The organism is Natronosalvus rutilus, from assembly GCF_024204665.1.
GTDB lineage: Archaea > Halobacteriota > Halobacteria > Halobacteriales > Natrialbaceae > Natronosalvus > Natronosalvus rutilus.
This window is the reverse complement of sequence record NZ_CP100355.1, coordinates 1,324,431-1,343,481: the sequence shown is the minus strand read 5'-3', so window position 1 is coordinate 1,343,481 and position 19,051 is coordinate 1,324,431. Positions and strand designations below refer to the sequence as shown.

Annotated in this window: 12 protein-coding genes and 4 pseudogenes; 12 read left to right on the top strand and 4 right to left on the bottom strand. The window is 57.0% G+C overall.

Annotated elements, in window-relative coordinates; genetic code table 11:
- Position 1: 1 nt before the first annotated feature.
- Positions 2-148, bottom strand: a pseudogene (locus NGM29_RS06435) (RNA-guided endonuclease TnpB family protein); the annotation flags it as partial.
- 339 nt (positions 149-487) lie between these two features.
- On the opposite strand from NGM29_RS06435, the gene NGM29_RS06430 reads away from it, so the two are divergent.
- From NGM29_RS06430 to NGM29_RS06395, 10 genes and pseudogenes are all read left to right on the top strand, one after another.
- Positions 488-1,321 (top strand): SDR family NAD(P)-dependent oxidoreductase, encoded by an 834-nt coding sequence (locus tag NGM29_RS06430; protein ID WP_254159613.1) that lies wholly within the window; start codon positions 488-490, stop codon positions 1,319-1,321.
- Positions 1,322-1,399: 78 nt separating this feature from the next.
- Positions 1,400-2,254, top strand: a complete 855-nt coding sequence (locus NGM29_RS06425; protein ID WP_254159612.1) for an undecaprenyl-diphosphate phosphatase — start codon at positions 1,400-1,402, stop codon at positions 2,252-2,254.
- A gap of 88 nt (positions 2,255-2,342) precedes the next feature.
- Positions 2,343-4,325 carry a hypothetical protein gene (locus NGM29_RS06420; RefSeq protein ID WP_254159611.1) on the top strand — a complete coding sequence of 661 codons (1,983 nt, stop codon included), beginning with the start codon at positions 2,343-2,345 and terminating at the stop codon, positions 4,323-4,325.
- Positions 4,326-4,534: 209 nt separating this feature from the next.
- Positions 4,535-4,837, top strand: coding sequence for a ribbon-helix-helix domain-containing protein (locus tag NGM29_RS06415; protein WP_254159610.1), 303 nt, complete (start codon positions 4,535-4,537; stop codon positions 4,835-4,837).
- 81 nt (positions 4,838-4,918) lie between these two features.
- Positions 4,919-5,245: a TRAM domain-containing protein gene (locus NGM29_RS06410; protein ID WP_253432978.1), complete on the top strand. Its 327-nt coding sequence runs from the start codon at positions 4,919-4,921 to the stop codon at positions 5,243-5,245.
- A gap of 148 nt (positions 5,246-5,393) precedes the next feature.
- The gene (locus NGM29_RS06405; RefSeq protein ID WP_254159609.1) at positions 5,394-6,923 is read left to right on the top strand and encodes a DUF7289 family protein; all 1,530 of its coding nucleotides are present in this window, start codon (positions 5,394-5,396) and stop codon (positions 6,921-6,923) included.
- A 45-nt stretch (positions 6,924-6,968) separates the two neighbouring features.
- Positions 6,969-7,040, top strand: a pseudogene (locus NGM29_RS21430) (PGF-CTERM sorting domain-containing protein); the annotation flags it as partial.
- A gap of 696 nt (positions 7,041-7,736) precedes the next feature.
- Complete coding sequence (locus tag NGM29_RS06400) at positions 7,737-9,200, top strand: sugar transferase (RefSeq protein WP_254159607.1); 1,464 nt, start codon at positions 7,737-7,739, stop codon at positions 9,198-9,200.
- Positions 9,201-9,369: 169 nt separating this feature from the next.
- Positions 9,370-9,459 (top strand): annotated as a pseudogene (locus NGM29_RS21425) (IS6 family transposase); the annotation flags it as partial.
- Between the two features lie 106 nt (positions 9,460-9,565).
- Positions 9,566-10,390 carry a glycosyltransferase gene (locus tag NGM29_RS06395; protein ID WP_254159604.1) on the top strand — a complete coding sequence of 275 codons (825 nt, stop codon included), beginning with the start codon at positions 9,566-9,568 and terminating at the stop codon, positions 10,388-10,390.
- Between the two features lie 371 nt (positions 10,391-10,761).
- Here the strand turns inward: NGM29_RS06395 and NGM29_RS06390 are convergent, their stop codons facing one another.
- Both NGM29_RS06390 and NGM29_RS06385 read right to left on the bottom strand, forming a co-directional pair.
- On the bottom strand, positions 10,762-12,276 hold the full coding sequence (locus NGM29_RS06390; RefSeq protein WP_254159602.1) for a flippase: 1,515 nt from the start codon (positions 12,274-12,276) through the stop codon (positions 10,762-10,764).
- Positions 12,276-13,343 carry a glycosyltransferase family 4 protein gene (locus NGM29_RS06385; RefSeq protein ID WP_254159601.1) on the bottom strand — a complete coding sequence of 356 codons (1,068 nt, stop codon included), beginning with the start codon at positions 13,341-13,343 and terminating at the stop codon, positions 12,276-12,278. The genes NGM29_RS06390 and NGM29_RS06385 overlap by 1 nt, the downstream gene beginning before the upstream one ends.
- A 205-nt stretch (positions 13,344-13,548) precedes the next feature.
- Here NGM29_RS06385 and NGM29_RS06380 point away from each other — a divergent pair, with 205 nt between their 5' ends.
- Together NGM29_RS06380 and NGM29_RS06375 are read left to right on the top strand one after the other, a co-directional pair.
- Positions 13,549-15,270, top strand: coding sequence for an O-antigen ligase family protein (locus tag NGM29_RS06380; RefSeq protein ID WP_254159600.1), 1,722 nt, complete (start codon positions 13,549-13,551; stop codon positions 15,268-15,270).
- Between the two features lie 74 nt (positions 15,271-15,344).
- Positions 15,345-15,856, top strand: a pseudogene (locus NGM29_RS06375) (IS6 family transposase); the annotation flags it as partial.
- A 129-nt stretch (positions 15,857-15,985) separates the two neighbouring features.
- On the opposite strand, the gene NGM29_RS06370 reads toward NGM29_RS06375, so the two are convergent.
- On the bottom strand, positions 15,986-18,403 hold the full coding sequence (locus NGM29_RS06370) for an MFS transporter (RefSeq protein ID WP_254159599.1): 2,418 nt from the start codon (positions 18,401-18,403) through the stop codon (positions 15,986-15,988).
- Positions 18,404-19,051 lie beyond the last annotated feature (648 nt).

The following is a 19,051-nucleotide window of genomic DNA, read 5'->3' as shown; positions in this document are numbered from 1 at the left end:
ATTCGAAGCCGTCCTCGTCGTTGTACCGTATGAGACGTTCGTAGTTGACCTCGATCCAGAGAGCGACAGAAGCGTCCAACAGGTCCCGTAGCAGTTGCTCTCTACTGCCGGAGAGCAGTCGCACGGCGAACGTGTTGGTACGCTTCATCCCTCATTTCAACAGACGTACTCGGTTGTTGTGAAGACGACCCATCCGCGGTGAAAGTGGCGACAGGTGTGCGAGACTCGGCCCAGCAGTAACGATGCGGGACGGTAACGGAGTTTACGCGATTCACGCCCGCCGTGAACGGCGGGACTCTCTCGCTGTTGAAAGGTAGATCCGTCGATCGAAATCCAATCGCCGCGGCGTATCACATCCAATTACTCGGGATAGACCTGTCATCACGGGTGTCGACGGGTACGGTGACTACTGTCACTCCTACCCGGAACGAATTGGTCACCAAAATTACTATACACGTCTCGATGGATAGTATCGGGCGAGAGAACCATGAAAGGGTTAGCCGGGAAGACGGCGCTCGTCACCGGAGCGGGATCGGGAATCGGTCGGGCGTCTGCACGGCGGTTCGCCGACGAAGGCGCCAACGTCGTCGTCGCCGACATCGTTGAATCGAGCGCCCGCGAGACCGTCGACCTGATTGAAGCCGCCGGCGGCGACGCGACCTTCGTCGAGGTGGACGTCTCCGACCTTGAGTCGGTTCAGCGGATGGTCGACGTCGCGGTCGAGACCTACGGGAGCCTCGACTTCGCGCACAACAACGCAGGCATCCTCACTGGCTTCACGGGGGCAGCGGAGTTGACCGAGGAGAAGTGGGACAAACTGTTAGACATCAACCTGAAGGGGGTATGGGCGTGCATGCGAGCCGAACTCCCCGTGATGGAAGCGCAGGGCCACGGCGCGATCGTCAACACGACCTCCGAGGCGGGCCTGGTCGGCATGGGCGGTCTCTCCAGCTATTCGGCCAGCAAACACGGCGTCGTCGGCCTCACGAAGTCGGTCGCGCTCGAGTACGCCAGCCGCGGCATCCGGGTCAACGCCATCGCCCCCGGCCCGACGAAGACGAACATCCAGTCGGGGATGCTGGGCATCGCGGCCGGTTCGCGATCATTGGTGGATCGAGTCCGGATGGCGATCGGGATGGTGCGGATGGCCATCCAGACGCTCCGGTTCGAGTTCGATACCTCGGCGATGCGAGACGTCCCGATGGACCGCATCGCCGAACCCGAGGAGATGGCGGGCGCGGTCGCCTTCCTCTGCTCGTCCGATGCGTCGTACATCACTGGACACACGATCCCCATCGACGGTGGGCAGGCGGCCGACTGATTTCGAGTCGCTGTGATTTCGCTGGTCGAACGGAGAATGTAAACGGTCTTGTGCGTCCACCCGAGAATCAGCCACGACATGGGGGCGTTCGTCGTTGCCGTCGCGGAGTCGGACCTCGAGTTGCTCGTCGCGATTCTCGCCGGGATCGTCCAGGGGGTCGTCGAGTGGCTGCCGGTCTCGAGCCAGGGCAACCTCTCGCTGTTTCTGACGTTCGTCGGCACCGACCCCGGCGTGGCGCTCCAGCTGGCGCTGTTCTTGCAGGTCGGGACGACCCTCTCGGCGGCAACGTACTATCGCGAGGAGGTACGGGCCGCGCTGGCGTCCGTTCCCGAGTGGCGCCCGAGTCGAGCCTACGAGGGCGAGAACGCGATTACGTCCTACATCGTCCTTGCGTCGATGATGACCGGTCTGGTGGGCATCCCGCTGTATATCTACGCCGTCGACCTTGCAGGACAGCTCACAGGTGGGGTGTTCATCGGCCTGATCGGCGTCCTCCTGATTCTCACTGGGGTAATTCAGTTGCGCCTCGAGTCCGTCTCGATGGGCACCCGCGAGGAGCCGACGCTGGTGGACTCGATCCTGGTGGGCGCCGTCCAGGGGCTCGCCATCCTGCCTGGGATTTCACGCTCGGGGATGACCACGAGCGCCCTGTTGTTCCGGAGTTACGAGCCGCCCGCCGCGTTTCGCCTGTCGTTTTTGCTATCGATTCCGGCGAGTCTCGGCGCGGCGGCGCTGACGATGGCCGGCGCCGGCGGGCTGCCCGGGATCGCCCCTGTGCCAGCTGTGGTCGCGCTGCTGGTGAGTGGGGTCGTGGGGTACCTGACCATCGACGCCCTCATGCGGGTCGTCGAACGGGTGCCATTCTGGGCGGTGTGTTTCGGCCTCGGTGGGTTAGCGATCGTCGGCGGGACGGTCGTTTCCGTAGTCGTCTGAGAACTACAGCGGAGACGAGGGAGTGGGCCGTTGCCTGCGTGGTTAACTCTCAAGGTCACGGGTGTTGTGGTCGACGTCACTGGTACGCATGCCCGAGGATTCCTCCAAATTGTCGGCCGTCGGTACTCGTCTATCGCGTCGCGGCTCGCTCACCCTAGCCGCTGGTCTCGGCCTCAGCGCAATCGGTGGCCTGGCTCACCGCCGATTCGACTCGCCACCGGTCGCCGACGCGTCCGAATTTCGCCAGGACTTCCTCTGGCTGACGGGCGGGCAATGGGTAGACGAGACCGTTCGGGAGAACCTGTTCGCGTTCGCCCAGCGACACGACCTCGCAGTCGTGCTGGTCGTCTCCCCCTCGAGTGGCCCCGACACCGAGGCGTTCACCGCGGCCCTCGAGTCGGCGAACGAGTATGGTCTGGATGTCTGGCTCAATACGGGACTGTTGAGTGAAATCCCCGCTGAAGAGTTCGTGAACGATAAACAGGCTCGGGAGGCTCATCTCGAGTGGCTGAAGTCGGTCGTCAGTGCCCACGGTGAGTTCTTCGATAGCGGACGGGTAATCCTCTGGCAGGAGGCCCCCGTTATCGGGCAGTGGGTTCCTGGTGGCGAGTGGACCGAAGAAGCCGTCGACAACCTGCTCGAGCTGGGGCCGGAGATCTTCGCCGCCCAGAAAGATGCCGTCGAATCGGTTCACGACGAGCTCGACGTTGGGCTGTTCGTCCACTTTCCGTACATCATCGATTCGAAGCGCCCCGAGGTGTTCGAGGACCTCCTCCAGGGGATGTATGCACGTGACGTCGCCCCGGCGTTCGCGTTCACCGACTTCTACCGGGGCTGGTTCGACAAGGACGTCGAACCGGCCCGGGCCAACGCTGCCCTCCACAGTCTCATCTCGAACGCTCGGAGCGTCCTCGACGATCGGCCCGTGTTCTATCTCGCCCAGAGCCACACCGTCAACCCGAACCATACGCCGAACAGGGAGACGGTTGGGATGACGATTCGAACGGCGCTTTCGGCTGGCGCGAGCGGGCTCGGGTGGTACATCCGGGGCGGCTACGTGCCGACGGAGGCCGGCTTCGATCCCTTCGTGCCGAACGTCCCCGGCGCCGAGCCCGATGGGGACGCCATCAACACCTTCACGATCGCCCGGGATCGCTTCCAGTACGCTTCCGCGGCGACGATCGCGAGCCGCGACGAATTCGCAGCCGACGAGGCGTTCGATCTCTGGGTGGTCGGCGACGGCTTCGGGTACGCCGACCACCGGCTGTCGGCTCGAACACACGATGGGTCGTGGACGTACCTCGGTGATCTCGGTGGCTACGCCGACGGCGACTACCCGGACGCCAGCGCGGTGACCGATCGGGCCACGTGCTTTCACGCGCTGAATCGCGACCACTTCCTCGAGGACGAGGAACTTGAACTTCAAATCGAGACGCCCGCTGACAGCGAAGACGCCGAGATCCGCGCCGCGGTCGCGGTCCCGTTCGATCCTGGGTCCTATATGCCCGCACAGGAGGCAGCCGCACTCGTCGACCGCTCGCTGGGGGAGGCGGCGTTCGACGAGGTCAGTCTCGGTCACAGCGAATCTACCACGTTATCGCCCGGAGAGAGTCGCCAACTCTCGATTCCGATCACCGATGTCGAGTCCGACGCCCCGACGCTCGATACGCTGCGCTACCCGGGCTTCGCCGAGCAACTCCACGAACTGGCCGCGCTCGAGGACGACGGGCTCGATCCAGCCGCCCGCTTCGACCTCTGGCTCCGCGGGGCGGACCTCACGGGCTCGAGTAGCCGTCCGTCGCTCGTCGACCGAGAGGGAACGGAGAACGCCCTGTCCGACGTCGGCGTCGTCACGGCTGCGTCGGACGCCGCCATCTGCTACGGCCTCTCTCGTGAGCGCTTTCTCACCGACGGCCTCACCCTGGCGAACACCGAGGCAGTCAGCGAGGCCTACGCGATGCCGTACGCCGGCCGCGCCGCCTTCCGACCGCCATCGCGAGCGGCGAGCCTTCTCGACGATCAGCCGGCCGAGGCGGAGCGGTTCTGTCTCGAGCGGACGCGCCTCGAGTGACAGATCGTTCGAGCCATGGGGCCGAGGACGATAGAGTCCAGTCGACAGTGCTTCGGGAGTTCAGATCGACGTCATGGGTCCGAGCGACCGACCGAGTGATCCAGATTAGTGAGGTCGCCGACCAAGCGGAACTCGCCGACACGGAAACGTAGTGGCGAGGGAAGCAATTACACAGACGCGAGTACAACGTACGTACAAGAGGTGTTGGTATGGGAACCAGGAGAGTCAACATTAGGCTGCCGAACGAACTGATCAAGAAGGCAGATCTCGTCGCCAAAGTCGCTCACAAGAATCGGACCGAGGTCATCAAGGAAGCACTCCAAGAGTACATCGAGGGGATCGAGAACGAAGCCCAATTCAAGGAAGCAGTCACCGAACTCTACCTCGAGGACCAGATCGAATTCGATACCCTGAAAACCGTTCTCGGTCGGCAGGATGCAGAAGCGATCCGGACATCGAAAACCGTTCTCGAGCAGGGCGACGAACTGGCAGACGAGCTCGCAGACCTGTGAATTATCGTTATCGATACCAGCGCGAAGGGACTCTTCAAGGAATGAACGACCTTTTTGCTCCTGGCTCTCGACAGTGAGAGCGTGGGACGTTATCTACCAGGCGAACACGAGACGTTCATCAAATGCGATACGCCGAGGTGTGGCGCGAACAACGCGCCTGAAGGGACGCCAGCGTACGATACGGAGTGCTGGCGATGCGGCGAACCCCTCGGCGGAAAGCCCGAACCGGGCGACGAACTGACCGTCGACATCGTCGACGAGAAGCCCGACGGGACGCTCGTGTGCAAAACCGACGGCGGATTCGTCCTCTTTCTCGAGGAAGAAGTGATGGGCATCCAGGCGACCGTCCGCGTGACCGAGGTCGAAGGGACCGCCGGGCAGGCCGAACTCGTCGATCCGGACTCGTAGCTCTCGTGACGATTGCGTCGCTCGAGCGTCCTGGACAGTCCATTCGGCCGCCTACCCGTGTTGTTCCTTCGGTTAGGCAACCCATTCGATTTGCAGAATGTTAAACTCGGCATAATGTGTATGTATACCACCGTTGGGCAGACACGCTATGGGGCGTGCACAGGCGGAGGTTCTCGGGGTCGTCCTCCTCTTTGGGATGGTACTGGTGGGAGCCACGGCGATCGCGACGGTGGGAGTCAGCGGTCTCGAGCTAGTGCAAGACGAAGCCGAGACAGAGCGGGATCGCCTCGAGATGCAGACGGTCGCCCACGAGATTACCTCGCTGGGGGAAGGCGATCGCCAGGCGGTTGGTGTCGAAGAGTCGTACGAGCGGGTCGAGGGGGGTCGGCTCGTGATCAGCGTCGACGGCCAGGAAGTGTACAACGAGTCGATGGGGCGGTTGATGACCGACGACCTGGTGTACGAAGGCGGGCTCGTGGTGCACGATGGCCGGGCGATCCGCCAGCCGGCCGTCGAGACGCGGGAGCGGGCGACGCAGATTACAGTGCCGCGACTTGCCGGCGAGACGTTTTCTGGTGACCTCGAACGGACGGGGACGACGGCGATTCGGGTCGAGGATCCGACCGCCAACGTGACCCTTACCGTCCACAGCGCGTACGCGCCGGCCTGGTACGAGGCGTTCGAAGGGAGCGGTGATGCACGACTGGTCGATGCCGAGACCGTCGAGGTGGTCTTCGAAGGGGGAAACGCGCCACGGCCGCCGACCGTTTCGTCGGCGATCGCCTTCGGGGAGACCGAGCCTGGCGTGACGGTCGGCGAGATCGACCGTCTGTGGGTCGATAGCTACGCCTCCTCGGCTGGGGCCTACGGTGGGGTCAATCGCGGGGCTAACGCGACGATTCGCTCGCCGAACGAACTGCACTTCGCGGCCGGTGGTGGGGGTACGGTCGACCTCCAGGTCGAGCGCGTCGTCTCCGGCAAGTCGATCACTCCCGGTCCCTGGCTCAGAGACGACCAGATCGTCGAGTACGCCGACAACGTCTCCGTACCGGTGCCCACGGGCGACGTCATCGCCGCGCAAGAGTCGACCCAGGGCGCCCCGATCGGAGCATCGGATCTGACCGCCCTCGAAGCCGGCGGGTCTTACCACACGAGCGGCGACCTCGAGGTCAGCGATGAGACCCTCCGGCTGGCCGACGACACCTCGCTGTTCGTCGCTGGCAATCTCACGCTCGCAGACGCGACGATCGTCGCCGATGACGATCTGCAGATCTACGTGACGGGCGACCTCGAGCTGGGCGATGACGTCCGGATCGAAACCGCTGGCAACCCCCATCGGGCATCCGCCGTGCGGGTCTTTGTCGCCGGTGATATTCACGCGGGCGAAGAACGACGCGGTGAGAGTGCCGAACCCGACGAAATTACCGTGACGGGGTACGTGCACGCCTCCGAATCGACCCTGTACATGCACGGCGAACTCGAACTGTACGGCGCACTGGCCATCGGCGACATCCAGAATATGGGGTCGGCCCAGACGGGTGATCTAATCGTCCACTACGACGAGGAACTCGTTGATACGCGCGTGTATGTGCAGGAGAAGGCCCCGTCGATGGATGCCGCGTACACCCGCGAGGCGTACTATCTTCGGTTCGTGCTCCCTGAGATCGACACGGCGTGAGCGAAAGCCCCCTTTGCAGGTAGTGGCGGCGATGCGGAGACGGCCCCTGGATTCGGAGGTTCAAGTGCGCTCGTTGCAGTCCTGACGGTTGCGTTGGTGATTGCTCGACGACGCTGACACAGCTCGTCGCTGTCTGTTCTCGCGTTGGTCACACACGGACTCGAGCGACGTGACGCTCCCTTCTGCTCTCGAGGGCCTTCCCGAATCAGATGTTTCGGCCACAGGACGGCACTGTCGCTATCGCGAAGCAGACCTACCGGGGTTCTCAATTCCGCCCTGAGTCTGCACTTAATCCAGAGACCAGTCGATTAAGGAAACTAAGATCAGCCAACAAGTACATCATGTGACATCACAAAGTAGGTGTTGCGCACTACGCGCTACGGTTGGAACGCTCAAAACGAGTGATTATCCGCCGTGTTCACTGCTCTTGCGAGCAGAAAGTCACCTGGGGTAGCTTTTGAAAAGACCATATCGTGCACGCGAATTAACAAGCTATCATTCCAACTCATATGAATGGGTTGCTGATCATGTGCTCGACCCGGGGATGCGAACGAATCGAAGCCGTGACTCGAGGAGGTGGCGACTGTCATCGGCGCAGTCGTCTCCATAATCGTGTGACCATGGACAGCTCTTCACGAGACTTCCTTACTTGCGTGAAAATATACAGGAGCAAGCTAATGAGTACCAACGTGATTCTCGTCTCACGTGAGCGGAGTGAAACAACCGAACGACCACAATCGTTATGTGGATTGGTGTAAGAAATCCATTAATTTCCAAAGACATATATATTCAGAACACGGGTGCCTTACGTAGATGCTGAAGGGATGGCAGTACCGAATCGTGAGCGCAGGCGGGATACTCGCCCTGACGATTACTGCTGTCCTCATCGCGAACCATCCAATTCCACAGCACATCTTTACGACGTACGTGCCGCTGTTCAATCGCCTCGAGCCGACAGTCCTCTACGGGGCGTCGCTGCATTGGGCAGTGGCGCTGAGCGCGATGGCCGTGATCGGGGCGCTGTTGCCGTTGTATAAACCACAGCCCCGGCGAGCGCTCGACACGATCTTCATCGCCGAAAAGCGCGTACTCGTGGCCGGGTTGGCGCTCGCGACGCTCGGGTACTTCCAGTGGTCCCACCGGCTGCCCCGCCAGACGCTGACGATGACCGTCGCGATTCTTACCGTCGTAGTACCAGTGTGGTTCTTCCAGGTGCGCCGACGGCCGGCCGGCGAGACGGGTCGGACGCTGATCGTCGGCGACGACCTCCACCAGATCGAACGGGTCGCACCCGCCATCGATGCACCCGTGATCGGCTACCTGTGCCCGACCCGTCCTACGGTAGCCGGTCAATCTGAGGCGGAAGTCGACGGTATCCTGACCGACGGTGGGACGGTTGAGGAAGGCCGCCTCGCGGATGTCGAAGCGGCTATCGAAGAGTATGGCCGACTGGGTGCGATGACCAGACTTGGCGGATTGTCCCGGCTGGAGGATATCCTGGTCGAGTACGACGTCGACACCGTCGTCCTGGCCTTCTTCCGGGCCGACCGCGCTGAGTTCTTCGGCGCGCTGGATGCCTGTCACGAACACGGCGTCGAGGCGAAAGTCCACCGTGAGTACGCCTCGAGCGTACTCGTGAACAACGACGATGTCGGGGAGCTGGTGGACGTGGATCTCGAGCCCTGGGACCCACTCGATCACGTGTTCAAGCGGCTGTTCGACGTGATGTTTGCCCTCGTGGGTCTGGTTGTATTCGCGCCATTGATGGTAGTGATTGCAGTGGCTGTGAAACTCGACAGCCGGGGACCAGTGCTGTACAAACAGCACCGCACGGCAGGGTTCGGTGAGACGTTCCCCGTCTACAAGTTCCGGTCGATGGTTCCCGAGGGAGACTCCGCCGAGCCCGTCGAAGACGAGTCGAACGAACGGATCACGCGGGTCGGTCGAGTGTTGCGAAGGACACACCTAGACGAACTGCCTCAGCTATGGTCGATCTTCGTCGGGAAGATGAGCGTCGTCGGCCCGCGGGCTGCCTGGACCGAAGAGGAAACTCTGCTTGAGGAAGACACACCTGCCTGGCGCAAACGCTGGTTCGTGAAGCCAGGGTTGACAGGGTTAGCTCAGATCAATGACGTAAAGAGTACTAACCCCGGTATGAAGCTGCGCTACGACCTCGAGTACATTCGTCAGCAGTCGTTTTGGTTCGACGTGAAGATCGTCATCCGGCAAGTGTGGAAGGTCGCAGCGGACATATGGGAGACAGCTCGCGTATCGTGAATTTTCACAGACAACATCGACACTCGCGGAGGTACTGAAGGTGATGGTCAGTATACTCGTGGACTTCCTTAGCGAGGTTGAACAGGGCATTCATTTGGGTTTCAGTCGCCACCATGTCTCAGTACTACGCGGGCGGATCAATTATTCATGTGTATCTGGTAGAGTTACCTTCCACAACTTGCGGGTAGGAAGTGGTGCGAGCGTCGGAGAGTGGCTTGAACAGCCCGTACATTACTATAACACACAACGACCAGATTGATCATTTAGGCGACAGACAGATCAAAGTGCTAAACTAGACAGTGCCCCCCCCCCGCCCCAGAGTTACAGCAGAACCATTTAACTAATAGTACTAATAGATGCACCTCATGAAGTACCCAGATGTTTCAGTTGTGCTTCCCACTTATAGCAGGGATGACCCATCTGCATTATCCGAGTCTATTGCTAGCTTAGCAGATCAAACCATTACCCCGACAGAAGTATTCATTGTTAAAGATGGCCCGGTGACAGATACTATAGAATCGATTATTGAGAATTGGCGTGCGGATTTCCCAACAAAAATTCAAACTCATCAGATAGAGCGTAACAAAGGATTAGGAAACGCACTTCGGGCAGGTGTTACTAACTGTACACACGAATTGATTGCTCGAATGGATGCCGATGACATCTCTATAGAAGCACGAATTGAAAAACAACTAAACTTTTTCATGCAAAATCCAGATGTAGATATCGTGGGTGGGTATATCGAAGAATTTACTTCAAATCCCAATCAACCAGAATCAAAACGAGAGGTTCCGACAACACATGATGCAATCGGAAAAATGGCTAAATTTCGGAGCCCGATGAACCATGGGACAGTTATGTTTCGTCGAGATGCGGTACTAAGTGCAGGAAATTATCGTGCTGTAGATCGAATGGAGGACTACGATCTTTGGGTGAGAATGCTTCTTGATGGATCTACATTCGCTAACATCCCAGAAGTATTGTTATTGGTTAGAGCTGGAGAAGATATGTACGGACGAAGAGGTGGACTAGAGTACGCTCGAGAAGAAATTCGAACACAAACGGAATTCTATAAACGTGGTTTCACTCCCCTCCCAATATATTTATTCAATATGTCATTCCGAACTTTACTTCGACTCCTCCCAAATAAGATTAGGGGTAAAATTTACTCATCAATTGCTAGAAATTGATGTTTTAGTAGATTGGAAAAGTAATTCCGATATGTTTCAATCACTTGTTTGTGAATTGTTCTCCCAATCATGCTCTTTTATACTAGGACGAAAATTCTCAGTTAATTCCCGTCTGAGATCATCATCATCATAGATCATCGGGAGGCCGCGGACGCAAGGCATTGTGACACTGAACGAGTCGGAGGTTATTATCAATGACATCAGTGGTCGTCCGTCCTAGTACTTCGGACAGTCCACAGATATCACCGACAATGCAGGCCTCAAAACCGGAAACCTTCGAAGCCTGGTCCCCGCTGGCACTGGTAACGGATAGTCCTGACGCGAGTTGGCTGAATCGGGACTGAAAAATAAGGCGTTGTGGCAGATCCTAATTATCCTTCAAAGAACCGCAACACTCTCCCTCTGAGCTCGTCTTTTGCACGGAGGGCAAGGTCCGTTTCCTCGTCCTCCATACCTACAACCCCCACCACTATGGAGACATAGCACAGTCCAAATATAACGGTAAGCGTGATGGTGCTTCCAAGCGTTGATTGTATCAATTCTTCAACTTCCGCCCATATTCCGATAAGCGCCAGGGTGAGTCCCACAGCAAGAGTTACCCGCCCCGTCGTCGGCCAGATGGACCGTAGATGATACAACTGAGCCGAGTACAACACGTTGATGAGAACATATGACGCGGTCGTCGCGATTGCGGCTCCAACGAAACCGTAGCGTGGAATGAGCCAGAGATTCAGTGCGATGTTGACCCCTGCAGCTACGAAATTATCGAACAAGATGAGTCGTGTCCGTCCGATCGACGTGAGCGTAGTTCCATTCAGTCCTAAGACGGCGTGAATGTAGAATCCGCCAGTCAAAATGGCAAGTGCGAGGCCCCCAGATGCATATTCCGCCCCAAACAGCATCTGGATGATGGTCTCTGGGTAGACGACGACGACCGCAAAGACGGGAGTCGTCGTGAGAAAGATCCACTTCGTGACGAGGTAGTACTGCCGCCGCATTGAGGCGTAACTCTCTGCTGCATCAAGTTCAGAGATTTTTGGAAGGAACAGGAAGCGGAACGATCGGAGAAACATCAACAGGAGGACGCCAATCGGATAAATGACGTTATACACACCGACGTCGCCCTCCGTGGCGAAGTACCCCAGCATGAGCGTGTCAATGTCCGACAACACCAACGTCAGTGCTGAGGTCAGTAGCAGCGGGGCAGAGAAGGACATCAGTGAGGCCGCATGGAATCGGTCTGGAACCGAGATTGAGAACGCGGTCTTCCGAACGACATACCAGACCCCAATGCAGGCTGACAACGCGTACGCGAGTACGTACGAACCTGCGATCCCCAACGGCCCGAATCCGAAGAGTGCAACGATGGCAACGCCACTGAACCGCACGATTGGGAACGAAAGGTTCCGTGTCAGCACCTTCGGAAGCGTCTGCTGGTATCCCTGACTTACGCCGATAGCGACCCGCATCAACGCCGATACGGGGATCGCAAGTGCGAAGATGGCAAGAACGGGAGCAAGCTCTGGATTATGGAAGAATGTCTCTGCGAGAGTGGGCGCGAACAGGAATATCCCAGATGCGAGTGCGAGGGAGAAACCGCCGACGACGGCAAACGCAGAGAAGATAATTCCATGACGGTCATCTGAATCCTCGAATCGAGGTAGGAATTGCGCGACTCCGGTGTGCATCCCGGCGAGGACAATCGTACTAGAGATCGCGACCATCGTCGCACCGAGAGCAATACCGCCATAGTCTACTTTTCCGAGGTATCGAGCGATGATTATTTTACTAAAGAGTGATAACCCGAGCTCGGCCACAAAGCCAGCGAACAGAATGCCACCGCCAGTGAACAGATTTCGGAAATGGCGCGTGTCTTGCTGGCTCATCAGCAGATTCGAGAGAGATATGACTGGAACTGTTCACCGACCGCTTCCGCCGTATTGATCTCGCGAACACGTTTGTTTCCCGCCTCGGCGAACTCCTCGCGTGTCTCGGAGGATCTCAAAAGGGCGTTCAGGCGATCGACGACCTCTGCCGGTTCATAAAGGTTAATTAAGTAGCCGGTTTCGCCGTCGACAACCTGTTCGCTCATTCCGACGGCGTCGTTTGCGAGGACAGCCGTTTTGGAGGCATAGGCTTCCAGTATGGTCGAGGGGTACCCGTCAAGATATGAGAAGTGGATGAAAACGTCGGCACGCTCGAAGAGTGCTTCGATGTTTGAGACATACCCGAGTGTCCGAATGTCCCCCTCGAGGTTTTCGCATTGCTCGGCAATCTCATCGTAGTATGCGCCGTCTCCTGCGACAAGCATCGTTGTATCACCACGGCTTTCAAGAACTGTCGAGATTGGATCTAGCGCGTCTTGGAGGCCAGCAACCTTCGCAGGATAATTCATGTTCGTTACTGCTAGCACGACATGGTCTTTCACGTCTTTGTCGAGGTCAAGGTGGTTGCCACACCCATTCGAAGTTTCGTCAAGCATGAAGCACGGCGTACGGACGACCTCAGACCTATCGCCGGTTGCATCGTATCGGTTTTTGAGGTGGTTTGAAACGAAGATATAGTTATTTGTGAGCAGGAGCGTGAGTTTTGTTCCGATATATCGGGGAATCTGCTTCAGTGCTCTCGAGAACTCCCCATTTTTTGTGTGGGTCAGTACCCATCCACGGTGTTCTCGAACTGGATCGCCTCGAACCCGGATGACGTAGGGAGTTGAAGATATGAGGCAGGATAATGCAACTGACACACCCCCGAAGCTCAGTGAGTCAACAATCACGACATCCGGTTTGAGGTTTTGGATGGTCTGATGCAAATCAGGGACGTCGGACATTTCCTCTATCTGAAAGTACGATGGCTCGACACCGACAGCAGATAATGGCCGCGTTATTTTCTTTCCTCGGTCAGTGGTCGAAACGACGAGAATATTTTCGCTCGATTGGTCAGCGCTTCCCATAGGCGGTCAGACGCGTGCAAGAACTTATACTTTGAAATCCTCGGCCATTATCTCATGTGAGGCCGTTCAGCATATGTGGCAAATTCCGGAGATGATTTTGCCCAAATGAGGCAGCCACAGTGGATCAGTAATAATATTCACTGCGAACAGACCTGCTCAATTACCATATCAATATATTTTTCTCGCATCAATTTCACTATCCACTATGGTCAGCGCTAGAGAGATATTGCAAAATCTGTTTTCTCAAAGACCTCCTTCATCTCAACAGGTAATTATTTTTGGCACGGTCCTGTCTATCGGGGTAATTCTATTGGCACCTGTTTTAGCGGTATTCTTGGAGCCATTTATTGGAGGCCCATATAACCAGCTGGTTGCAGTAGGCGTTATTGGTCTCTTCTACGGAGTCGTTTGTGCGTACTACAAAGAGATAATCTCTGGGTCCTATGCCGGGATGCTTGTATTCCTGACAATATCTATGAATGTTCCCCTTGGAGATTCGAAATATCATTTGGCAGGGATTGGGCCGAATATTTGGCTCGTCCATATTCCGATCATTATATTAGTCACATATGGATTGGTGTCAGAAGATAGTATTCAAATTGGGAGACCACAGAAACTTTTTGCCCTATTTATTGTTTGGGCAGGATTGGGGGCGATTTTGGCACCTGGTCCACGACCAGATATGACAATACTATTCGTAATCTTTGCTATGACTGCACTCTTAATATCAATTATCGTCATGACTGCGATTGCTAGTGGAAAAGTGTCGATCACTTCGACACTGACTACACTATGTATTGCAGTGATTGCCCATGTTTTTCTGGGAATAATACAATTTCTTAACCGTGGGCCGATTGGCGTCCCTTACTTAGGCGAGGGCGCAGGTGCCCCTGCTGCGGAAGTCTCTTTGGGCCCGATCGGTGCGTTTTATACCGGGCCATTCGTGAACGGACTCACGTTTGGCGGCCCATTAGCTGTCTTATTGACGCTCACAATCCCAATTGTCTTGGTATTTGCATTGCAAAAAGATGGAAAAGAGAGGATCGGCCTTCTCCTTGTCGTATGTTTAATGTTGTTTGTTCATCGCATGAGCGGCTGGGATGCTGCTCGAGGCGGATTATTGGTAGCCCTTTCAGTATTACTTATTAGCGCCGGTGGAATTCAATGGAAGAAGATCAGGGAGCTGAAGACGGTTGGTAAAGGTGCAATCACGACTATTGGTATGTTCTTGATTCTCTTCATACCAAGTTCAGGATTTGGACAAACGGTTCGAGTTCCAAATGTCAGTTCTACTGAATCAGAGACGGAAGCCGATTCGGATACTGGATCACAAACAGAAGGGGGATCGTCTGGTTCAGAGGCCAGTTCGGATACTGGATCGCAAACTGCAGATGGAGCAAATACCCCTGGGATAGAAGGAGAGAAATATCTGGATGTTGCTGACTTCATGGTACACTTAGATGGGTTGAATATTCCATTGTTCGATGCTACAAATCTTGGTATTCGAGTGCATCAGTATGTTCTCGGTCTTGATTTGGCCCTACAATACCCAATTACAGGAATTGGAGCTGCCAATTTTTACTTCGTAAGTGAAGATATTGGTCTTCGAACCTCCTACCACCTACATAATTGGTATATCCAATTGCTCGCAGAGACCGGGGTTATTGGATTCTCACTGTATTCGGGTGCACTATTACTCATCTTCGTAGGCACCATTCAGGCGATCTTGGACGAAACTGATGAGAAACGTGCTTTGATTATAATCGCAACTTTAGCAGGGACCGTTGGCGTTCTTTCACAGCTAATGTTCCAACCACAGATGATGAAAATGCCGTCAATGTTTTCATTTTGGGCAGTTATGGGTGTTCTGGCTGCATATATAGGCATCACTAACGATGACCTGGGCCGTGTCTCTAAAGATCTCTAAAAGATAGAGTATACTGGCACTGTCTAATTGAGCCAGTTTGAGTAACGAGCAGGTCGTTGAGTGAATGGACTAGAATGCTCGCAGACCTGCTCAGCAAGTGTTATGACACGGATTTATAAGAATCATGGGAGAACGAGCGGACGGCGACGCCCGTCAGGGCGTTCGCTGTCCGCCTCCACGAAATCGGTTGTTCGCTCCGTGAGACAACAACAATCTTGGCGGAATTAGGCGTTGAACGTTCACATGGAGCGGTTTGGAATTGGGTGCATCGGCTGGCTGACAGCGGGTGCGACCCGCCTGAGGTGCAGCCGAAGCGGGTCGCGGTTGACGAGACTGCTGTTAAGATCAACGGCGAGTAGTCTTGGTTGCACGCTGCAATAGACACCGAAACGAAGCTGATTCTCGACGTCGTGTTATTTGGTCGGCATGGCACCGATCCGGCAGCTGCGTTTCTGCATCGACTCAACGAGAAATACGATCTCTTCGACACCGTATTTCTCGTGGATCAATTCGGCTATCGGACTGCCTTGCTCGATTAGGATTGAGCGGTCGGGTTAACTACACCGAGCGAGACCTCATCGAAAGGATGTTATTCATATCTTACCAGGCTAGGGACAAATGTCAGTTACCGGCAATTGAAGTCGTGGATCTTCGCCGTAGATTACTGGGAATAGAACACTGGCGAGACCTCTCACATATCTAAGACAGAAGAGTATCACCCCTCGAGGACGACTTCTCTTCCATTAATCACGTCACCCTCGTTCACGGTTACCGTCCGTTCTCCAAGCGTGTATTCCCCTGCGTAGGGAACGGTCACCTCGAGCCTACCGTTATTCCCAACCTTCCCCTCGGTTTCGTAGGTGAACGACTCGCCGAAAACGTTGACCTCAGTCGATACGGCCACCGTCTCGCCAGACTCCCCAGTCGCATTAATCGTCGCTCCTGGAACAACGGCGAAAGCGACTGTCGATCGATCTTCGTCGGCGTACAAGAGCTGATAGTGTGCGAGCGGTTCGCCTTCACCACCGGTACCGAGTCCCCCGAGCAGTTGGCGCTGGGCGGTGTCGGTGGTCACATCACGTTCGAGGTCGGTTAGAATGACGTACCCGACTCGGCCCTCGAACTGGCCATAGTAGCCATCGGGGTCGTCGCTGGACCGGAACTCCCCGAAGTTCGACCGTGCGTAACCGTATCTCTCCGATTCACCACTGACGAAGTAGTTGTACATGCGGTTTTCGCCCCACGCACTCAGGACGAAGTTCTCGGGGTAGGTCCGGTTCCACTCGGTCGCATGGTCGTCGATGGCCTGGGTGGCCGCATGCTCGGATTCACTGTAAGCGATCTGGCCCGACAGACCGGGCACGAAGAGCAGGCCCATTCCGCAGACGAGCACGCCGATTCCGAGGAGGTACACCACCTTCTGACGTTCGGGGAACGACAGTTTCTCACCGCCATCAGCAGCGACACGTCGGTCCTCGGTCGACCGGAACGGGACCGGCCGTCGAGAAAGGTCGATCGCCGACAGCAAGTAGACGAAACCCAGCCCGCCCAATACGGCGATGGGGATCATGAACTGGGCGGCAAAGCGAATCTGGATGCCGGCGAGCACCATCAACACGGCGGCGTACACCGTGAGTAACAACCAGGCCGGCTCGTACCGACGCGTGAGAAGCCAGATCGCCCAGCCCATGACGGCCACGCCGAGGTAGAAACTGATCCCGAGCTGGACCAGCGGGCCAAAGAGCACCATGTACTCCGGTGTGAACAGCGACACCGACTCCGTATATCCCTCGCGGAGCAACAGGTCGTCGGCTCGTGTCTGCGCGTCCGCCCAGTCGGCGGGTCGAAACTGCCGAAACAGGTAGATTCCGAGCCCAGTGAGGGCGGCCTCGAGAACGACCAGTCCGCCCACGTGGAACTCGAGAGTTCGCCATAGTTCTCCAAGCAAGAACACACAGAGGGCGCCACCGAGCACCATTGCCGGGGTGAACGCCACAAACCCCATCTGCCAGTCCCAGGCGACGTACAGCCACGCCGACAGCGTGCTCCCTAACCCCAGTCCAACAAGCAGCGGCAGGTTGGCGAGCGTCGGCGAGACCCCGTCACGGGCATCAAGCGCTGCCTTTAGCCCGATGTACGCCGCCAGCGGCATGAACAGTAGCGATGACCCACCCCAGAGGTGGGCCGAAATCCCCAGCGTGAACCCCAGCATGAGCGCCCAGACCCACGTGATCGGTGAACGGAGATGTCCGCGAATCGCCTCACGTGTCCCTGCCTGCTCACGTCGGCGCGTCAGATCCATCGCGAGCCAGGCTAGCGCCAGCAGCGTCACGCCGAGCCAGAAGTACTGATGGAGGCGGTGCTCGAGAAATCCGACCTGCGTGTACACCGCGTGAACGGGCGCGACTGCCAGCAATACCACCGACGCGATGCCCACACGGGGGTCACGCGTGACGACGACGGCCAGGGCGTATACGACGACGCCCAGCGCCAGCGTCGCAACGACGGGGAGCCAGGCGGCCACGGTATCGGCGGCCGCCTGATCGCCACCGAGCAACGCCGCGAACCACCAGTTGAGGGCGTGAGTGAGTGGACGGTCTCTGATCGCTCCCTGGGGCATCTCGGCAAGTAACCCGAAATCACCCGGGTTCGTCGACTGTGACAGCAATTCGTCCATCCAGTAGCGATAGTAGTACGGATCGTTCCCTGGCGACACCACATCCTCTCCCTGGAATACTGACCCGTACTGCGTCAGCCGCATCGCGAACAGGAAACACAGCGCACCGACGAGTCCCGCGAGCGCTCGGATGTCGCCCCAGACGCCCAGTGTCGGCGACCAGTTCTCGAGATCAGGTAACGCAGGCCCACCTCCAGCCGTCACGTCCTCGCCAGTGAGCGCCGCCTGGACGGCTTCACAGTCGGCAACATGGTACTCGCCATCGGCCTTTTCGACAATCCCGCGCGAAACCAATTCGCCGAAGGTTCCAGAGTCCACCTCGACGTCCTTGAACGTCCAGGTCTCGAGCCGCGAATCCACCTCGAGAACGGTCTCGAGCGCCTGCTCACCGTCGTCGCGATCCTCGAGGAATCCGGTAGTCGCCTCGTGGATAGCGACGCGGTCGTCGTCAACCATTGGACCGAATGTGAGTGTCGCGTGTGATGACCTTTTCGTTCCCGCCAGAAGGCACTCGAGTAAGGTCTGGGTGGGTAGAGCTTCTCAACTAGAAGCCGAGTATAGGATGTCCACGAATTATGGCTCGTTGACGAACGAAGAGGTTCATAGAAGGGACGACCGCTTTGACGATCGCATGGGCCAGAACACTCGGTGGTCATAACCACGACAGCTGTCCGGAAGATGTGTGTAGAGGTGGCCTCTGGACGAACCTAGGAAGAGATACTGGAGTTAGGCGATTATCGCTCGAGATAGCGTCCAGGGCAGTAACAGGCATGACCAAGAGAAAGAGAGTGGTCCGAAAAGCGGAGAAATCACGCTCTCAAAAGTTCATAATCGGTTTCCCTCTTGCGTTTTCCGGGTTAGCGCTTACCCGGAAAAGAAACGTTACGAAGAGCGTCTCAGATCCAATCCACGAAAATGAATTCGCTGGTTTGGAGCCTTCTCTGCAGGGATCTCACTCACCCACTCGAGTCGAACGCGTGGCCGTCCAGTTTCCAATTCAAAAGTTCATAATCGGTTCCCTGCTATCGGTTTTGGGGTGCTAGACAACACTGGAATTACCGATCGGACCGAAACCCCTCTCGAGAAGGTAAACGCACCCGAGAG

What these genes read in the sequence shown, in the direction of transcription:
- NGM29_RS06430 (WP_254159613.1), top strand. Translation starts at nt 488, where the DNA reads ATGAAAGGGTTAGCCGGGAAGACGGCGCTCGTCACCGGAGCGGGATCG.
- NGM29_RS06425 (WP_254159612.1), top strand. Translation starts at nt 1,400, where the DNA reads ATGGGGGCGTTCGTCGTTGCCGTCGCGGAGTCGGACCTCGAGTTGCTC.
- NGM29_RS06420 (WP_254159611.1), top strand. Translation starts at nt 2,343, where the DNA reads ATGCCCGAGGATTCCTCCAAATTGTCGGCCGTCGGTACTCGTCTATCG.
- NGM29_RS06415 (WP_254159610.1), top strand. Translation starts at nt 4,535, where the DNA reads ATGGGAACCAGGAGAGTCAACATTAGGCTGCCGAACGAACTGATCAAG.
- NGM29_RS06405 (WP_254159609.1), top strand. Translation starts at nt 5,394, where the DNA reads ATGGGGCGTGCACAGGCGGAGGTTCTCGGGGTCGTCCTCCTCTTTGGG.
- NGM29_RS06400 (WP_254159607.1), top strand. Translation starts at nt 7,737, where the DNA reads ATGCTGAAGGGATGGCAGTACCGAATCGTGAGCGCAGGCGGGATACTC.
- NGM29_RS06395 (WP_254159604.1), top strand. Translation starts at nt 9,566, where the DNA reads ATGAAGTACCCAGATGTTTCAGTTGTGCTTCCCACTTATAGCAGGGAT.
- NGM29_RS06390 (WP_254159602.1), bottom strand. Translation starts at nt 12,276, where the DNA reads ATGAGCCAGCAAGACACGCGCCATTTCCGAAATCTGTTCACTGGCGGT.
- NGM29_RS06385 (WP_254159601.1), bottom strand. Translation starts at nt 13,343, where the DNA reads ATGGGAAGCGCTGACCAATCGAGCGAAAATATTCTCGTCGTTTCGACC.
- NGM29_RS06380 (WP_254159600.1), top strand. Translation starts at nt 13,549, where the DNA reads ATGGTCAGCGCTAGAGAGATATTGCAAAATCTGTTTTCTCAAAGACCT.
- NGM29_RS06370 (WP_254159599.1), bottom strand. Translation starts at nt 18,403, where the DNA reads ATGGTTGACGACGACCGCGTCGCTATCCACGAGGCGACTACCGGATTC.